The sequence below is a fragment of the Magnetofaba australis IT-1 genome (genome assembly GCF_002109495.1).
GTDB lineage: Bacteria > Pseudomonadota > Magnetococcia > Magnetococcales > Magnetococcaceae > Magnetofaba > Magnetofaba australis.
In genome coordinates, this window is the sequence record NZ_LVJN01000021.1 from 379,458 (window position 1) to 397,217 (window position 17,760).

Here is a 17,760-nt window from a genome sequence, read left to right on the forward strand (position 1 = left end):
ATAGTGGAGAAAACAGATGGCCATGATTACCGTGCATTGCCCAGAATGTGGAAGCCAAAACGTTGTAAAGAATGGAAAACAGTCCAATGGGAAGCCGCGCTTCCGCTGCGACAATCCAGACTGTAAACGCCGCTATTTCCAAACGACCTACACCCACAAAGGGCGTCAACCAGAGGTAAAACGTCAAATCCTTGAGATGACTCTTAACGGCGCTGGGATTCGTGACACCTCTCGCGTCCTGGGTGTCGGGCGCAACACCATCACCCGAGAGATAAAAAAACACCGGAATCTCACAGGTGAATCTTCCACTTCTGGCTGAACTGGCTTCCGATACGCCGGTCGACGTGGTTCGGGTTGATCAAGCAGAAGCTGATGAAATGTGGTCCTATGTCGGCAGCAAGGCCAACCCTCGATGGATTTGGCATGCCATCGAACGCCAGTCAGGCCGCGTCCTGGCATATGTCTTCGGAACTCGGAAAGATGCTGTGCTCAAAGAGCTGCGTAAACTGCTGGAGCCTTTTGGCATCGCCAACCTGTTTACCGATGATTGGGGCGCTTACCATCGCGTCCCATTGGCCCCAAATCATTTCGTGGGCAAGCGCAACACTCAGCGTATTGAGCGCAAGCATCTGACTTGGCGCACTCGCATCAAGCGACTGGCCAGAAAGACCATCTGCTTCTCCAAATGCGAGGTGATGCACGACACGGTCATTGGCCTGTTTATCAACCGCTACGAGTTTGGTCTGGAAATATAGTGATCAGCTAAACGGAGCCACTACCCATTAGATATCTAGAATCAGCGAATTTTATGGAATACCTATCTGTTGTACAAGGCGAGCAGACAATGGTGGATTTTTTGGCTAATTCTGAGATATATAATAAAAGAAGAGGAAGATTTACAGGGCCAAGAGGCGACTTTATCCACAAAACATTACTATTTCCAATTATTCATTTCCATTGGATGTGATCTCCGCATACTTTAGCATAGTATAGGCTACTATTGAACAAGGTCTGCTCATATCCACTCCAGTTTCAGCTGTTGTCTCTACTGCATATGAGTAAATCTCACTTTCACTATCGGCAAGAGCACTCTCGATCCCGCCAACAAAATCGCTCTTTGCATTCATTGTAGGAGTCGGATTGATTTCTATGAAATTATATTCGTCTAGCGTTGCATCATAGATTGTACTGGATGGTTTCAGCCTGACTCTGAAATCTATGCGGCCAACAGACGAATTACCTAGGAATATCATTAATTTGTTTATCTTATTAACGATTTCCTTTGGAACTGTATAATAAACTTTAGTGATGGATTCTGGTACAATACCGACTCTATTTATTGATTTTGCACCACTATCTAATACCCACGCCGCATCAGCATCGGGAATGAATGCGACACCGTGCCCGCAAAGATACGTTTTGTGTATATCGCTATAGAGAATTGGAATAGTAACATCTATTCCCTCTACAAATTCTTGGTATATATATTCAATATCATTCTTCTTATGGTCTTTAAAGTCTCTAATCTCGCCGATTTCCAATCCTGAGCTGCTGCCATAATCTCTAGGCTTTTTGACAATTGTACGGATTGATTGATCTAGATCACCAATATCTGTTGCCCATTCAGGGCATGAAAACCCCACTTTTGTCGCTATTAAATTTGCTGTATCTTTTCTCTCGCCAGCAATCATTGCTTCTGTTCTGTTGGGCATTGGAATAACGTTATACCAATAGGATATGGAAGGAACGAGCGCCCACAATGAAATGTTTTTATTTCCGCAAATCAGATTTACTGAATAATCAATATTTTTGAGAGCGACTGAAGGGCTCCCAATAAATGTCTCAATATCAATATATTTTACATTCATACCAAGGGATTCAAAGCCTTCTCCAAGAAAGGCCATGACATTAATTCCCCATTGATGATACCAAACTTGAGAAGCTCGGTTTCCTGGAACATATTGGTAGACAACACAAACATTTTTCTTCAAATATGGATTATGATGCATCTCATATCCTTTGTGCTCGTTTGACATTCGAATTATCCGCTGAGAAGGCAAACTGCTCGTTTGCGGATAATTCTCAGTTATCACATAGTGTGGGATTTATTGTATGGTTGTGCATATAGCGTGTCAATTGACAACCGGACAACCATTTGCGATTCGTTTTCGCATTGCTAAGCTTTCTGTTATCATTCAGTGCATATTATCTGTTTCTATTCCCACATGTAAACAAATTTATTGTGTTAATCCAGTCACACCGAAGTGAACCTATTTCATAGAAACACTCATAAAAGAGTCCATCTGTACGGCCCAGAGGCGCCTTGCCGACCCGCGTAGCACAGCATCCTTTCTGTCGGTGGGGAGTGAAGAACCGACGAAGCGCTGCTGGAGCGAACAGGTGCATTTTTCGTTAGAGGTTCTTATTCCCTCTCAATTGCCTCCATACACCGCCAGATACCTTTGCGCCACCTGCGCGATGTCAAAATCCGCCACTGCATCGCGCAGAATTTTCGCATCATGTGACGCATCTAGCGCCATTTGCATGGCGCTGGCCATTGCCGCTATGTCGCCTGGCGGGGTGATCTGTCCCAAGCGCCCATTATCCAGAAACTCCCGCGGGCGCGGACCACAATCGGTGGTAACGATACGACAGCCGCAGCGCATCGCCTCGACAAGAACCAGTGAGAAGCCCTCGGCTATCGAGGAGACCACAAACAGGTCGCAGCGGCTCATATAGGCATAGGGATTGTCGCAGAAACCGTGCAGATCCACTGCTTCTGCGATGCCAAGCTCATGACATAATCCCGTCAGCTCCTCACGCAATGGCCCCTCACCCAGAATGATCAGACGCGCTCTGTGTTGCGTTGCGCGCAGTTGCGCAAAGGCGTGCAGCAGAGTGGAGAAATCCTTTTCCGGCGCCAATCGCCCCACCGCCAGCAGGATTGGTCCGTCATCCCCCCCGAGCCATGGGTGATCCACAGGTGCGGCGGCTTTGTTTTCGATGGCTGCAAAGTCCAGTGGATTGGGTAGAGAGATTACGTTGTGCAGCGGCTTGCCGCGGTCGGCGGCCAGTTCATCGGCGATGGCGTCGGAGACCACCAGCACGCCGTCGGCTTTGGGGTAGAGCCAGCGGATGATCCAGCGCATCACCTGTTCCGAACGCGCGCGATGGGCGCGCCCCACGGTGAGCAGCGCCACCTCCTGCACATAGCAGCGCACCGGCAAACGAGTGGGATAGAGCACTGCCAGCAGCAGCATGATATTGGCGTGGGTCATACACGAGATCACGCTATCCTGCGGGTTCTCCTTCAACCAACGCCGCAGCGGACGCGGCGCGTGACGGATCTGCGGCACATTGAGATTGACCACCGCAATGCGCGGATCCAGCAACTCCAACCACGGACCATCCACTGTGCAGGCGACCATAGTGACCTGCGCGCCTTGAGCGACGTGGTCATTGGCCAACATGGCGAACACATGTTCCGCGCCGCCCCAACTCAGAGAGGGCAGAAAGAACGCGATGCGCGGCGCTTTGGCGGGTGTTGTGTCAGGAGCGGTCATCATCTGGCTCACACGGGTTAGACATCGATGCCGTTGAGTCTGCGGTACAGACGCAGCGCCTGTTTATCGCTCATGCCGGAGAGAAAATCGGTGAGGAACAGCAGCGCCTCATAGGAGTTGACAGTGGGCGCACCCCGGAGCGTCGTCAGAGTTTCGGCGTCCAGCAGCGCGGCCAGATAGCGATGTTGCGAATCCAACGCCGCCGTTTCCCATTGGGCGGCATGCAGCGCGATCACCACCGGTTGGAAGATCTCCAGCAAGCCTTGAATCACCCGCTGTCCGGCGGCCACCTTCAGCGCCACCGGCTCGGCCATGTAGAGGCGATCCCGGGCCAACTGGCCAGCGGCGCGCAGGGGTTCGGCCAGTGGCGAGGCGTCCATTAATCCGCCGTGAAATTGACCGGCCAACAGTTCGGACTCATGATCCACAAAGGTTTGCGCGGCGGCCTCGTTGAGTTGACCCATGGCCATAGCGCGCAGCGTGCGCACTCTCTCCAAAGGCCCACCCTTCATGTCGAATTTCGGTTGGGCGATCTCTGTCAGTACGGTGATGGCCTCCCAGGGCGGGATCAGCCCCAACTCCACCCCATCCTCCAGGTCGATCACCCCATAGGTGATGTCGTCGGCGGCCTCCATCAGATAAGCCAGCGGATGACGTCGCCAGCGCGGCGCATCGGCGTCGGCTGTGATCATGCCGCAGCTTTCGGCGACCTCCGCCATCTGCGTTTGTTCGCTCTGAAAAAAGCCGTTCTTGCGTTTGGCCCCGGCGTCCCAGCGCTCCGCGGCGTTAACTTGCGCCAACGCCGGACGCGGATATTTGGTAAACGCCCCCAGCACCCCGTGAGTCAGGCGCAAGCCCCCTTTACGGCGACCCATCTCCAGTTGGGTCAACAGGCGAAACCCCTGCGCATTGCCTTCGAATTGGAGCAGATCGGCCTGTTGCGGGGGGTTCAGAGCGGCAAACCACGCCTCTTGCCGCCGCTGCGCGAACCAGGTTTGAATCGCCGACTCCCCCGCATGGCCGAACGGCGGATTGCCGATATCGTGGGCCAGGCAGGCGGCTTGCACCACATGGCCGAAGTAGGGCGCAGCGTACTCTGCGCGCAAGTGCGGGTGGCGCTTGCCGATCTCCTGCCCCACCTGCACGCCCAACGAACGTCCCACCGAGGCGGTTTCAATGCTGTGGGTCAGGCGATTGCGCACATGGTCGTTGTCCGGCAGCGCATGGACCTGGGTTTTGTCTTTTAGACGGCGGAAGGCGGCGGCGAAGGTGATGCGATCCAGGTCCACTTCGAACGGGTGGCGCGGATCGCTGGAGCTGCTTGCCGTGCGACCGCTGCGTTTCAGGCTCAGAAGGGTTTCCCACTGCATCATAATGGATTTCCAGCAGATCGGATGACTCTTGAAATATCGTTACTGTGTGACGGTTATATTAGGGGAAAACACGCCTTGTCACACACACATTTTCACTCTGCGCCAGATTGTGGCTTACGGCATTCGCCGCCCTGCGGACGACGGCCCCTGCGGGGCCTGCTCACCGCCGTTTCCTCGTTTGCCTGCGTACCCGCTTCACACGCCCAGGCTCTCAATCCACTCCGGAATGGCTCGCCTCTGCTCAAGGGGAAACGGCTTGAAGATCAAAGATATTGGGGCGCTGCCCCAAACCCCGGTCGGGCTCTGCCCGACACCCGCCAGGGCGCCGCCCTGGACCCGCTGGGGTCGCGGACCCCAGACCCCGCCTCCGGCCAGCCGGAGGCCCATAGTCACCTTGGGCCCGACCTCTTTCCCACAAACACTTTTACTCCGCGCCAGACTCTAACCCAGCGTCCTGCTCGATGCTCCGCATCAACGCCGCCAAGTCCAAGTCACCCAAGCCCCTCTCCATCGCTTTGGCGTAGGCGTCCCGCACCGCCTGCGCGCCTGGCAGCTCCGCGCCCTGCTTGCGCGCCTCCTCCACGATCAAGTCCATATCCTTGGCCACTAGCGACAACGGAAAGTGCGGCGCAAAATCCCGCGCCATCAACGCACTCCCCTTCATGCTCAGTAGCGGCGACGCCATCACCCCGCTATTGAGCGCATCAATGAACATCTGCGCAGGCAATCCCATCTTGCGCGTCAGCGCCAGCGACTCGCACAGCCCGTTGATGAGGTTGGCCAACATCAGATTGATGGCCAACTTCATGCGCGTGCCGTCGCCAATGGCGCCGCAATGCACCGTGGTCTTGCCCAACGCATCCAGCAGCGGGCGCGCCGCATCGATATCCGCCGCCTCGCCCCCCGCCAGAAACACCAACTGCGCCGTCTCCGCCGGGACTTTACTCCCCGACACCGGTACGTCCAGAAACCGTCCGCCAGCCGCTTGCACCCGTTTGGCCGCCTCCTGCGTCGCCTCCACCGAGACGGTGGAGGCGTTGAGGATGGTCTTGCCATTGAGGTCGCCCGCCGCCACGCCGTTCGGGGCGTCGATTACCGCCAGCAGCGCCGCCGGATCGGTGACCATGATCACCACCTGATCGGCCCACTGCGCCAGCGCCATGGGCGACTCGGATACCGTTATGCCATCACGCTGAAAAGGTGCGCTGCGCTGGGCCGAACGGTTCCACACCTGGATCTCGAATCCCGCCTTGTGCGCATTGCGCGCCATGGGCGCGCCCATGATGCCCAGCCCGATGAATCCCGCTTTGCCTGTGCCGCTCATCTCTGTTTCACCCTCTGATTTTTCATCCGTCTATGCAGCGTGTGGCTCGATGTTTTGCAGCGTTTCATCCATCTCAAACCGCGCCACATCCACATCATACGCCGCTTGCAAACGCATCCAAAAATCCGCCGTCGTGCCAAAGAATCGCCCAAATCGCAAAGCGGTATCCGCTGTGATGGCGCGTTTGCCGCGCACAATCTCACTAATGCGTATGGGTTGCACATGAATCGCCAGCGCCAAACGATTCTGACTGATGCCCATGGGCTGCAAAAAATCCTCTTTAAGCACTTCGCCGGGATGGACTGGCTTCAAATCGGGGTCGCGATCCATCATCTCTCCTCAATGGTAGTCCACGATCTCGACATCATAAGCATCGCCATTGCGCCAACAAAAACAGATCCGCCACTGCTGATTGATTCGAATGCTGTGTTGCCCTTGACGGTCACCGCTCAACGCTTCCAATCGATTGGCGGGCGGAATACGCAAATCATTCAAATCCCCTGCGCTATCCAGCATTTTCAGTTTGCGCAGAGCGGTTTGCTTGATCGTGGCGGGCGCTTTGCCCGTACGCTGCATGTGAAACAGCTTTTGCGTCTCTTTGCAGCGGAATGACTTGATCATGGCAGATTATATCGCATGACGATAATATCGTGTATCGATAAATGGGGTAAGCAACCCTGGTTTGTTAATAATCCCGTTTCCAGTTCAGGCCCAGGTTGGCGGCGGAGTCTTCGTTAACGCCGGTCTCCACCACCACTTCGGGGAACACCGTCACCTCCACGTTGACCTTGCCGCTGCCGGCGGCCATGCCCTTCTCCACTTCCAGATAGACCTTGTCGTTGATGTACTTGCCCACACTCACCGCGCCGGTCTCCACCGAGTCGCCGCCGAAGTCCAGCCGATCCACCCCCAGGCCGCGCTGCAGCTTGTCCACAAAACCGGGACCGCCGCCGCCGCCCTGCAGGGAGTCCAGCGCTGCGGCCAGTTTCAGCGCCTGGGCCGGGGTGATGCTGGCGGCGTCGCGTTTGAACAGCAGCTGCGCCATCACCTCATCCTCGGGCTTGGCCGGTTCGCTGGAGAGGGCCAGCTCCGGTTTGGCGGCGGAGCCGGAGACGCCGATGATGGCCAGCAGATCGCCGCCCTGGGCGGTGGCTTCGATATCCAGCTGCGGCAGCGGCGGGGTGGCGCCGGTGAAGCGAATTTCGCCCTTACGCAGATTGAACTGATGGTCCAGCAGCGCGAGAATGCCCTTTTTGATCTGTAGATCGCCGGTGATGATCGGTTCGCTGGCCTGCCCGCCGATGTGCAGATCGCCCAGCCATTCGGAGTCCAGTCCGCTACCCTTGACGAACATGCGGCCCGGAATGGCGATGGTCAGATCCAGATCGGTGCGCGTGGGCGGCTCCGCCTTGGCGGCCTGTTTGGGTTTGCGCGGCGCGCCTTTGCGCTCGATCTCCACCACATTGATGTCGGGACCGCGGCCGCTGGGGATATAGATCTCCGCATGGTTGACGGTGGTGGTTCCGCGCACCGACTGACGCCGGGCGTTGCCCTGTAGATGAATGTCGCTGCTGGCGTTGAGCAGCAGATCATCGCGCCGCACCAGGGTGGCCTGGTCGATCTTCACCGTCAGATCCAGCGGGAACTGTTTGGCCGCATCCAGGGAGACCTGCCCGTTGAGGGCGATGCGGCCCGACTCGCCGTCGCTGGCGGTCAGCTCCTGCAAGCGGATCACATCGCCCTCGGCGCGGGCGTGCATGACGATATTGCGCAGCAGCAGCCCCGCCTCGCTCTGCTCCACCGCGCCGCCGCTGAGGTTCAACTGCCCGGTCACCGCCGGTTTGTTCACCGTGCCGAGAATCTGCAGGTCGGCGTCGAGAATCCCCGCCAGACGGGTGGTCTCATCCAGCGCGGCCCAGGCGGCGGCGCGGGCCAGACTGACTTTGCCCTTGATCTCGGCGGTCAGGGGGCGGTCGCTGGGCAGCTCGGCGACGAACGGTTGTAGACCGAAATTGAGCGGCGCGGTCACATGGGTGGTGAGCGGCCCTTCGGTCAGACCGGTGGCGGTGAGATTGGCCTCCAGTCCGCGCCCGGGTTTGATCTCGGCGCGGGCTTTCATCTGCAGCGGCGGCAGATTGGCGAATTCGGCGCTGCGCGGTTTGACGTCGGCCAGGGAGATATCCGCCGTGGTCAACGGCTGTCGCGCCGGACCGGTGATGCGCGCATCCACCACCGCGCGCCCCTCGATGGGGTAGATCTGCAAGCGGTCGAGGAGCTTGAGCGGCAACTCGGCGCGGGCCTGGGCGTTGATATGTCCGGCACGATGGCTGCCCCGGGCCTGCAGACGCGCCCCGGCCACGGTCAGATCCAGATCCGACAGCACCACCTCATCTTTGACTGAAGCCACGGCGAAGGGGGCGGCCAGGGTCACCGGCTCGCCATCCAGCAGACCACTGAGTTTGCTCACGCTGGCCTGCATGCCCGCCTTGCTCTGCGCTACGTGGGCGGCGGCCTCCAGTTCAAACGGCACGGTGGCGGCGCCTTTGGTGTGCAAGCGGATATCCAGATCGCGCAGGCGCCCGGTGACGGCGGCGGTGAGGGTTTCGATAGACGCGCCGTCGGCCTCCAGCGCTTTGAGATCGACATTGCCTTGCAGATGGATCGCCTCGCCGCGCTTCTGCGCCAGGGCGGTGAGATCCAGCGCCTCCAGAGCGCCGAAGTCGCCCGCCAGTTTGCTCACATGGGCGGTGACATCGGCGGTTTGATCCAGCTTGTCGCGGCCCAATTTGGCGTCCAGACGCACCACGCCGCTAAGTTTCTGGCCATGCCAGGGGGTCAGCGCCGCCAGCTCTTCAGCATTGGCTTGCAGCGCGCCGGTGACCAGTTTGTTTGTCAGATCGATCTCCAGATCCCCCGCCGCGCGGGTTTGCGGCGCCGTCAGCTGCAATCCGCTCAACACGATGCGGCTCTTATCGGCGTTGGCGGCGAAGCCGCTGGCCAGATCCAGCGAACCCTGGGGCTGGGTGGCGATCAGACGCAGTTGCCCATGGGGCGCGCCAAACGGGTCATCGGTCTCCAAATCCGCCTGGATGCGCTCAAAACGCTGCGCGTCGACCCGCAGCGCGCGGGCCACCACATTGGCGGAGACGTGGGGCTTCTCCGCCGCGCCCCGGGTGATGATGCGGGCGCTCACGGCGCCGCCCAGGGGGGTTTTCGCCATGACGGTGAGGGGCGAGAGATCGTCGATATCCACGGTGACGTCGGCGGCCAGGCGTTTCTTGGCCGGGTCAAAGTTCACCTCCCCTGCCGCCTGGGCGTGTTTGGCCTGCAATTGCAGACCCTTCAGGGTCACTGCGCCGCTCTTGGGGGCCAGGGAGAAGCGCGCCTGCAAGCTGGGATCAGGCCCCAACAGCCCCGGCTCTGGCAGCCCTTTCAAGCCGCGTCCGGCCAGATTCAGCGCGCCGTCAATTTTGGCCAGTTGCGGGGCCATGCGCGCATCCACATGCAGCGACGCCGCGCCCCCCGCAGCGGTGAGCCCCAGCGGAGCCAGCAGCGGATTGAGTTGCGGCGCATCCAGATCGGCCTGGAACTGGCCCGACTGCTGGTCGATGCGGTAGCCGCCGGTCGCGGTGAGGGCGGCCAGCTCGCCATTGTCCAGTCGCAGTTGTTGCAAGCGCAATGTATTGGCGTCGGTGAAGTTGGCGCGCAGACGCAGTTTGGGACGCAGCGGCGGCAGCCCCTCCCCGGCCTCGGGCAGGGTCACCCCCTTGATGGCGGCATCCAGCGCCAGTTGCAGCCCATCGGGCAGGACGCGCCCCGCCGTCGGCGTCACCGCCAGATCCACCCGCGCCCCCTGCGCCCGCACGCCGGTGGCGTGGAGCTTGGGCGTGGTGAGTTGCGCGGTGATGGTGGGCGCGTTCAAGGCGCCTTTGGCGTTGAGGATCAGACGACCGGAGCCCGCCAACTTCTGCTGCGCCAGTTGGGAGAAGCGCGCCAGATCCGGCGCTTCCACGGTCACGTCGGCATGGAGGGTCTGCTGCTGCAGATCGGCCCCGCCCGCGCCATTGAGGCTCATCGGCGCCGCCTGCACCTGCAAACGCGCCAGGGTGGCCTGTTGCGTCTGGGGATCGAACGCCCCGGTGAGGCCAAAGACGACCGGCTTGCCCGCCAGCACCGACGCCGCTTCAGGGGGCAACATGCCGTCGCTGGGCCGCCACTGACCATCCAGCGCCGCGCCCAGGGATTGCGCGGTGAGATTGAAGCGGAAGTCGCTCTGGGTCGCGCCCCACTGCGGCCAACTCACCGCCAGCTTGCCCGCCCAGTCGGCCAGGGGGCCGTCGGCGGAGAGATGCGCCTGCAACACGCCATCGTCGGGCCCGCCGACAAAGTGGGCCAACAGACCGCCGCTCTCGTTGGCCTGCAGCGCCAGATGAATCTGCTGGGTCGCCAGCGCCGCCCCCGCCTCCAGGGTGATCTGTGCGGTGGCGGCGTCGGTGCGCTCCAGCGCCAACTTGGCCAGCAGATCCTGCGCCCCTTCTGCGCCCACGGAGCCGGTGAGGCGGAAGCGCGCCTCCTGACCCACCAGCGGCGCGCCGATGACGATCTCTTCCACCGCCAGCCGCTCCAGCGCCACGCGGATGGGCAGCGCCTCGGGCAGGGCGAAGGGATCGCTGGCGGTCATCTTGTCGGCGGCGGGCGGCGGCGGCGCGGCATTGGCGTCAGCCTCGGGCGCACGGGTGATGGCGAGTTTGGCGGCGCTCAGTTCGTCAATCTGCGCAGCGCCGCCCAGCAACGCCCACGGCTTCCAGGCAAAGCGTATATCTTCCAGACTCAGCCACACCCCTTTGGCGTCGCTCAAGGTGACGCTCTGCAGGCTCAACGCCCACGGCAGACCGCCGCCCAACCCCTGCAGGCGCGCCACCGGCTGGGCGGCGTTGACCTGCTCGACGATCAGAGTGCGCGCCCATGGGGTCTGCAGCGCCGTGATCACCAGCGCCAGGATAACAAACGGCGCCAGCAGCAGGCTCCACAGGGTGCGTTTGAGCCAGCGACGGGGCGCGCGCGGCGGCGGATTGGGAGAGTCCGGGGAGGTGGCGTCGGCTGCGTCCATGCTCAAAATGCCTGTCCGATGCTCATGTAGAGTTGAAACACGTCATCCACGCCGTCGCGCTGGCGCAGCGGGACGCCCACATCCAGCCGCAGCGGTCCCAGCGGCGAGGCGTAGCGCAGACCCAGTCCGGCGCCGATGAGGGGGTCGGCGGAGCCGTCGGGGAAGGCGGCGGCGTAGGCGCGCCCGCCATCCACAAACGCCACCACGCCGATGTTGGGCCGCACCCGATAGCGCGACTCAAAACCGAAGGTGAGCAGCGAGCGTCCGCCGGTGGGGTTGTTGGCGGCGTCCACCGGTCCGGCCAGTTGATAGCCGTAGCCGCGCACCGAGCCGCCGCCGCCCGCATACAGGCGGTTGTCCGCCGGGATATCGGCCAGCTCGGCGCCGATGGTGGTCCCCAGGGCGAAGCGTCCGGCCAGCACCAACCGTTTGTCGCTGAAGCCCACCCGGTGATAGGCGCTGCCGCCCAGGTCGAAACGCCAGTAGTTGGAGCCATTGCCCAGGGTCGCCAGCACCGGTTTGCTGATCAAGGTCATCTTCCAGCCCCGGGTGGCGTCCAGACGGTCATCGGTCAAATCCGCCGCCAAACCCACCGGGAAGCTCATGGTGCCGTAGGTCTCCTCCTTGGCGGTGGTGATCTCGGTCACCCGCGCCACCGAGTACTCGGCGCCCAGGGTCAATTCGCCGATCTTGGGCAATTTCTTGATCACCGCCGCATTGATGTCCAGACCGGTGCGGTCGTAACCCTCCTCCTCCTCCTGCGCGATTTCCGTGCTCAGACGCAGGGTCTCGCCGATGTGGCGGAAGTCCGGCTGGTCATAGGAGGCGGCCAGGCGCATGGTCTGTTGGGCCAGCTCCGCTTCGGTCAGCAGCCGTTCGCCGCCGCCGCGAAAGTTGCGATGCTCCCACGAACCCGACAGCGTCACCCCCTGGTCGGTGGAGAAACCGGCGCCAGCGCGCCAGGTGCGATGTTTGCGCTCGATGAGTTTGATCACCACCGGCGTGCGCCCCTCGGCGTCGGGGGTTTCGCTCAACTTCACCCGCGCGGCGCTGAACAGGCCGGTGCCCACCATGGCTTTGCGCGCCTCGCGCAGCCGCGCCGGGGCGTAGCGCACCCCCGCCTTCCACGGAATGCGGTGCAGCAGATAGCTCTCCTTGACCGAGCCAAAGCCCTGCAACTGCGGTTCGCCCAGAGTGGTGAGCGGCCCCAGATCAATGGCGTAGATCACCTCCAACGCGTGGCTCTTGGGGTCGGCCACAACGCGCATCTTGCCCGCTTTGGCGTAGGCGTAGCCCTGCTCCTTGGCGGCGTCCACCAGTTTGTCATGAGCCTCGAGAATACGCGCGCTCTCCCCTGCCGGGGCTTGATCCAAGCCCAGGGAGAAGGCGTCTGGCGGGGTAAACTCATCGCCGGGGGGAGTGGTCTGCACGCGCCATTGGGCGATGTGATAGAGGGGTCCGGGAGCGGCCTTGAGGGTGACCACAAACGGCGGCGCCTCACCGCTCACCGCCGCCTCGGCGCGGGCGTCCAGGTAGCCGCGCGAACGCATCGCCTGCACCGCCAATTCGGCGTCGCCATCGGCCATGCGCGCCAGCAGAAAGCGACTCAGCGGCGGTTTCTCCTGCTTGAGGACGGTCTGCGCCACCTGCCCGATTAGCTTCTCCAGATCGCCGTGTTTGTCCAGACCGTCGAACGCCACGCTATAGGCGGCGCGCTGGGAGACCGTAGGCGGCGCATCCGCCGGTTGCGTGGCGGCAGGTTGAGAGGCGGAGGATTGCGGCGCGTCCGCCGCCCGCGCATCCGGCGCCAGCGCAGGGCAGAGCGCCCACAGCAGCGTCAACAGCAGCGGCGGGAAAATATGGCGCATCGGAGCGGATATGATGGGAAGCCTGAGCATGCTCTCTCCTGATGAGGAACGTGGCTCCATTATGACTGCGCGCCCGCACCGGGAAAACCCGTGGCGGATTGTTTTTCCCGGATATTTTTTGTCACACGCCGCACAAAAGGGGGTGCATTGGTCACAATAACTGCGTTATGATCAATTTGTGTGCAAACTCTTGTTGACCCGATCAGCCGCAAGCTGATTGGGTTTTTTTTGCCTGCTGCGATTTCCCCTGTGGGATCAGACCCTTAATCCCGGAGTAACAGACCCATGGGCCTACGCGGTTGGTTTTTTCGTCTGCATGCAATCTCCCGCGCCCTGTGGCTCACCCATGGCGCAGTGACGCTGGGATTCGGCGTCAATCTGGGGCGCAAACTGCACGCCGCCCTGACCCACGATCCCATCAGCATGCCCCACGTCAGTCCATTGCCGCTGGATGAGATCCTCATCGGCCATGGCGTGGCTTATGGGATTCTGTGTCTGTTTCCCCTGCTCTACTGGCTGCTGGCGAAACGGCTGTTCCCGCTGGCCGTGGGCGTGTATGGCGCTTACCTGGCGCTGCTGCTGTGGGGCGCGCTGGCATAATAAAACCAAGACTGCACAGAACAGCCAATGTTTGCGTGACGCAGCGCGAGCTTGCGCTGACTATTGGCCTCCGGCTGGCCGGAGGCGGGATTCTTAAGGGTCTGTGACCCTTAAGCGGGGTGTGGGGCGGCGCCCCACGGTGTTGTTTTTGGGAGCTCGAGGGCGTAGCCCTCGATATCTTTCATGACCAATACCCAAACTGTCCGATTCTGATTTCAACTGACAATAACAGATTGGGCCGCGCCCACGGTTTGGCTTTTGATCTGGGGAGCTCGAGGGCAAAGCCCTCGATATCTTTCATATCCAAAACCAGACTGTTCGATTCTTGTGTCGTCGCACCATCGCTCTGGGGAGCTCGAAGGCGTAGCCCTCGATATCTTTCATGACCAATACCCAAACTGTCCGATTCTGATTTCAACTGACAATAACAGCGCCCGTTCGAGATTTTCTACAACCCCGCCGCGCCCAGCCCCGCATCAACGTGGGTCTGCTGATGGGTAAACCAGTCCGATAAGCGGTAGCGCTCCCCCCACTTGGGAAAGGTGAGATAGAGCGGCGTTTCGCGCCAGTTCCACGGCAGCGCCAGACTCAGCAGCAGCGGCGCCTGCTCCCGCAGCGCCTGCGGCGCCGTCTGCCCCACGTAGATCAGGCAGGCGTGGCCGCCCCGGTCGATCTCCAACCCCTGAAACCGCGGCAGTTGCTCCTGGGCATAGACGGGCAGATAGAGGGTCAGGTTACCGCTTTCGGGCAACATCACGCGCATGCGCCGCGACGGCGTCGCCAGCGGCTCGTCCAACCCCTCATAGCGCAAGCCGATGGGCGTGCGATCCAGACCGCAACGGGCGCGCGAGAAGGTGAGCGTCAGATAGCCCACCTGGGGCGTGTCGGCGCGGGCGCGCGGCGGAAAGTTCTTCAGCTCCAGCAGCACGCTCACGTCGTTCTGCTGCTTGACGCGCATGGAGAGAGTCTGCACCGGCAGGGCGACGATCTCCTCGATATAGGCGCGCATACGCGCATCCTGCACCCCGCGCGCCAGCCACAGCGGCGCCGAGACCAGCAGGGTCAAGGTCAACCCGGCCACCGCCAGCGGCCGCCAGGAGAGCCTCTCCAACACATCGAAGAAGTTGTTGCTCACCGCCACCAGAAAACGGCGCTGACGGGCGCGCCAATCAAACCAGCCGGTGCGCAGCAATCCCGCCGCCAACGGGCGCACCGCCAGCCACAGCAGAAAGCCCAGGGCGAACAGCGGCAGCACTTTCAGATGGAAGCTGTGGTCACTGCGAAACAGTAGACCCGGCACGGCGGCGAAATAGAGGTAGAAGAGCCCGGCAAACAGCGCCAGTCGGCTGGAATAGAGCGCCAGCAGCAGCCACGCCAGCGTAATCGCCAGCCAGCCGTTGCGTTTGATCGCCCCCTCATCGGCGATGCGCTGCGCCGAGGCCAGGCCACGGGCGATGAAGTCGGCGGGGGTGCGGTTGAGCATCTCCAGGAACAGGGCGTCGCTCGCGTGGATCTCCGCTGGCTGTGGATGATCGTCCGGGGCGGCGCTCGGCGCATCCAATGGAAGCCCCATCACCCGCGCGGCGTAGTCCCTTATCCGCACATTGCGCGCGGCGTCTCCCTGCATGTAGCTGACTTCATACAGGGAGTTTTTCAACCGCAGCTGCTGGATGAAAGCGTTGTCGGCGCCGCTGATGAGCATTGGCGCCGGATTGCTGCTCGGATTGGCCCACTGCGCCATGGGCCAGGTGCCCGACAGCACGCCGACGAAGAACAGCATCACCGCCACCACCCGCGCGCCCCACAGCGTCGCATCGCCAATGCGGGTGCGGGCAAACGCCAACAGCGTGACCACAGCGGGGGGAATGGCCAGATCCAGATCCAGACTGAAACCATCGCCCACGCCCACCACCAGACCCAGCACAGTGGCCAACAGCAGCAGCAGCCACCATGGCCGTCGACGCAGCGCCAGCATCAGCAGCAGCACGAACACCGCCATCACAAAGGGGGTTTTGACGTAGTGGGGAAACGACTCCAACGCCGCCAGGAAGTGGTCCGAGGCCAGCACGTAAGCGGCCATCAACAACGCCGGCGGACGCCCCATGCCGTAGCGGAAGAGCAGATAGGCCAGCCCCCCCACGACGCCATGCAGCAGCGCCAACAGCGGAAGCATGACGTCCCAATCGATGCCGCGCCAGCGCCACATCCATCCGGTCACATACGGCAGATAGGGATTGGCGCCTTGCCACTGGCTGATGGGCCGCGTGCGCAGATCCGGCGGCAGCTCGGCGCAGTCAAAGCGTTGCGCGCGCTGGGCCTGACTTTCGGCCAAAAAGCGCGTCAGCGCAGGCGGGCGGACGCTCGCCACATCGACGAAGCCGCGTCCGCACGCCAGCATCACCGCTGGGGCGAACTGCCGATGGGAGTCGGAAAAGACGTTGTGATCGGGAGCAACCTGATTGAGATGGCGCAGACCCACGGCATAGCCGACGGCAATCAGAGCGATCACCATCAGGCCATCCAGCCAATAGCGGGTTTTACGTGGAAAAACAGCCATAAGGGCGGGCGTCAAAGACGCGAAATCAAAAAAGAGAAAGAGAGTTCAGGCGCAGCTGTGGCCGGGCGCGCAAGTGGTGGGCGCTTGTGGGCGACCGGGCGCATTCACGTAGCCGGGCATCTGCTCCCAGGCGATCTGCTCTATCGCAAACACCGGGCCATCCACACATACGCGACGGTAGAGCCAATCCTCCCCGGCGCGAATGGGCGCCACGCAGCCAGCGCAACCGCCGAAGCCGCACGCCATATGCTCCTCCAGCGACGCCTCGCCGGTGAGATCAAACCGCTGCGCCAAGCGTGCGGCGGCCTGCATCATCACCGTCGGACCACACACATACAGGGTGGTGCGCGCCAAATCCTCGGCGGTGAGCGCGCTCAGATGCGCCGCCGCCAGATCGGTCACATAGCCCTGATACCAGCCGCGCCGTTCGGTCAAACACGCCAAGCGACTGGTCACCCCCGCCTTCTCGGCGCTGGTCAGCGCCAGATTGACCGGGCCATCCTCCAGCCCCGCCAACGGCTTCTCCGCCGGTTTGAGCGGCAATGGACTATCGCTCTCCATGCCGATGAGCAGGGTGGTCTCGACCCCGGACAAGCCCAAACGCCGCGCCAGAAACTCCACCGGCGCCACCCCCACGCCGCCGCCGATGAGCAGCGCCCGGCGCGAAGCGTCCACCGGCGTGAACGGCTTGCCGATGGGGCCCAGCATGGCCACCAATTCGCCGCCCTTCCAGGTGGTCATCAGGCGGGTGCCCTGGCCCACCACCTTGTAAAACACGTCGATGGTGCCGGCGTCCACATCGCAATCGAGCACCGAGAAGGGGCGCGGCAGGGTCAGTCGATCGCTGACCACGATATGCACAAAATGACCCGGCGCCACCGCTACGGCCAGATCCGGCGCGTGGAAGCGAATCACATACTGCCCGCCCGCGCCCGCCTGATTGGAGATCACGCGGGTGGTGGCGCGTTGCAACGCTTTAGGCATCGGCGCTCTCGTCGGCCACCCCTTCGGGCAGCAGGAATGGCGTAAAGCCGGACAGCGGCTTGAGCAGCAGCACGCCGCCGCCGGGCCGGTCGATCTGGGCAAAGTCGAAAATGAAGTCGAACAGCGCGTCGGCCTGCTCAACTTCGGCGACGATGCTCACAATGCGCACCGCTTCGGCCTCGGGCAGGGCGTCGCGCTTGTGCGGGGCCTCATGCAGAATGCTGATGCCGCGCGCCGCCTGGGAGTTGGCGGTGATGATCCCCTTCTCCTTCTTCAGCGCCTTGAGCAGCTTCTTGTCGTGGCCGTCATCGGGCAGGATCGCCGTGATCAGTTTGCCCGTGAGCACGTTGGCTGCGGCTGGATTGCTCATAATCGGCTCCT

Annotated in this window: 13 protein-coding genes; 2 read left to right on the plus strand and 11 right to left on the minus strand. The window is 61.7% G+C overall.

Annotation, left to right across the window (positions count from 1 at the left end):
• Positions 1 to 16 precede the first annotated feature (16 nt).
• Positions 17 to 755, plus strand: a protein-coding gene (locus MAIT1_RS20315; RefSeq protein WP_414673634.1) for an IS1 family transposase whose coding sequence is annotated in 2 segments (ribosomal slippage) — positions 17 to 313 and positions 315 to 755 — 738 coding nt in all. Because the reading frame shifts where the segments join, the coding sequence is not laid out codon by codon here.
• A 189-nt stretch (positions 756 to 944) separates the two neighbouring features.
• On the opposite strand, the gene MAIT1_RS21695 is transcribed toward MAIT1_RS20315, so the two are convergent.
• The 8 genes from MAIT1_RS21695 to MAIT1_RS20355 form a co-directional block, all read right to left on the minus strand.
• A complete protein-coding gene (locus MAIT1_RS21695; protein WP_143814985.1) occupies positions 945 to 2,036 on the minus strand; it encodes a hypothetical protein in 1,092 nt (363 codons plus the stop codon).
• Between the two features lie 396 nt (positions 2,037 to 2,432).
• A complete protein-coding gene (locus MAIT1_RS20320) occupies positions 2,433 to 3,563 on the minus strand; it encodes a glycosyltransferase (protein WP_158089655.1) in 1,131 nt (376 codons plus the stop codon).
• Positions 3,564 to 3,580: 17 nt separating this feature from the next.
• The gene (gene dgt, locus MAIT1_RS20325) at positions 3,581 to 4,936 is read right to left on the minus strand and encodes a dGTP triphosphohydrolase (protein WP_085446865.1); all 1,356 of its coding nucleotides are present in this window, start codon (positions 4,934 to 4,936) and stop codon (positions 3,581 to 3,583) included.
• 424 nt (positions 4,937 to 5,360) lie between these two features.
• Positions 5,361 to 6,260 carry an NAD(P)-dependent oxidoreductase gene (locus MAIT1_RS20335; RefSeq protein WP_085446867.1) on the minus strand — a complete coding sequence of 300 codons (900 nt, stop codon included), beginning with the start codon at positions 6,258 to 6,260 and terminating at the stop codon, positions 5,361 to 5,363.
• 30 nt (positions 6,261 to 6,290) lie between these two features.
• Positions 6,291 to 6,593, minus strand: a complete 303-nt coding sequence (locus MAIT1_RS20340) for a HigA family addiction module antitoxin (protein ID WP_085446868.1) — start codon at positions 6,591 to 6,593, stop codon at positions 6,291 to 6,293.
• Between the two features lie 6 nt (positions 6,594 to 6,599).
• Positions 6,600 to 6,881, minus strand: coding sequence for a type II toxin-antitoxin system RelE/ParE family toxin (locus tag MAIT1_RS20345; RefSeq protein ID WP_085446869.1), 282 nt, complete (start codon positions 6,879 to 6,881; stop codon positions 6,600 to 6,602).
• A gap of 64 nt (positions 6,882 to 6,945) precedes the next feature.
• Positions 6,946 to 11,370 carry a translocation/assembly module TamB domain-containing protein gene (locus MAIT1_RS20350; RefSeq protein WP_085446870.1) on the minus strand — a complete coding sequence of 1,475 codons (4,425 nt, stop codon included), beginning with the start codon at positions 11,368 to 11,370 and terminating at the stop codon, positions 6,946 to 6,948.
• A gap of 2 nt (positions 11,371 to 11,372) precedes the next feature.
• Positions 11,373 to 13,268 (minus strand): autotransporter assembly complex protein TamA, encoded by a 1,896-nt coding sequence (locus MAIT1_RS20355; RefSeq protein ID WP_158089656.1) that lies wholly within the window; start codon positions 13,266 to 13,268, stop codon positions 11,373 to 11,375.
• A 255-nt stretch (positions 13,269 to 13,523) separates the two neighbouring features.
• On the opposite strand from MAIT1_RS20355, the gene MAIT1_RS20360 reads away from it, so the two are divergent.
• Positions 13,524 to 13,838: a hypothetical protein gene (locus tag MAIT1_RS20360; RefSeq protein ID WP_085446872.1), complete on the plus strand. Its 315-nt coding sequence runs from the start codon at positions 13,524 to 13,526 to the stop codon at positions 13,836 to 13,838.
• A gap of 448 nt (positions 13,839 to 14,286) precedes the next feature.
• Here MAIT1_RS20360 and MAIT1_RS20365 read toward each other — a convergent pair whose 3' ends face one another.
• From MAIT1_RS20365 to MAIT1_RS20375, 3 genes are read right to left on the minus strand one after another with little or no spacing between them, the layout of a single operon-like run.
• Positions 14,287 to 16,395: a hypothetical protein gene (locus MAIT1_RS20365; protein ID WP_085446874.1), complete on the minus strand. Its 2,109-nt coding sequence runs from the start codon at positions 16,393 to 16,395 to the stop codon at positions 14,287 to 14,289.
• A gap of 45 nt (positions 16,396 to 16,440) precedes the next feature.
• On the minus strand, positions 16,441 to 17,379 hold the full coding sequence (locus MAIT1_RS20370; protein ID WP_085446876.1) for a dihydroorotate dehydrogenase electron transfer subunit: 939 nt from the start codon (positions 17,377 to 17,379) through the stop codon (positions 16,441 to 16,443).
• Positions 17,372 to 17,749 carry a hypothetical protein gene (locus MAIT1_RS20375; protein ID WP_085446878.1) on the minus strand — a complete coding sequence of 126 codons (378 nt, stop codon included), beginning with the start codon at positions 17,747 to 17,749 and terminating at the stop codon, positions 17,372 to 17,374. Before MAIT1_RS20375 ends, MAIT1_RS20370 begins: the two co-directional genes overlap by 8 nt.
• Between the last annotated feature and the right edge of the window lie 11 nt (positions 17,750 to 17,760).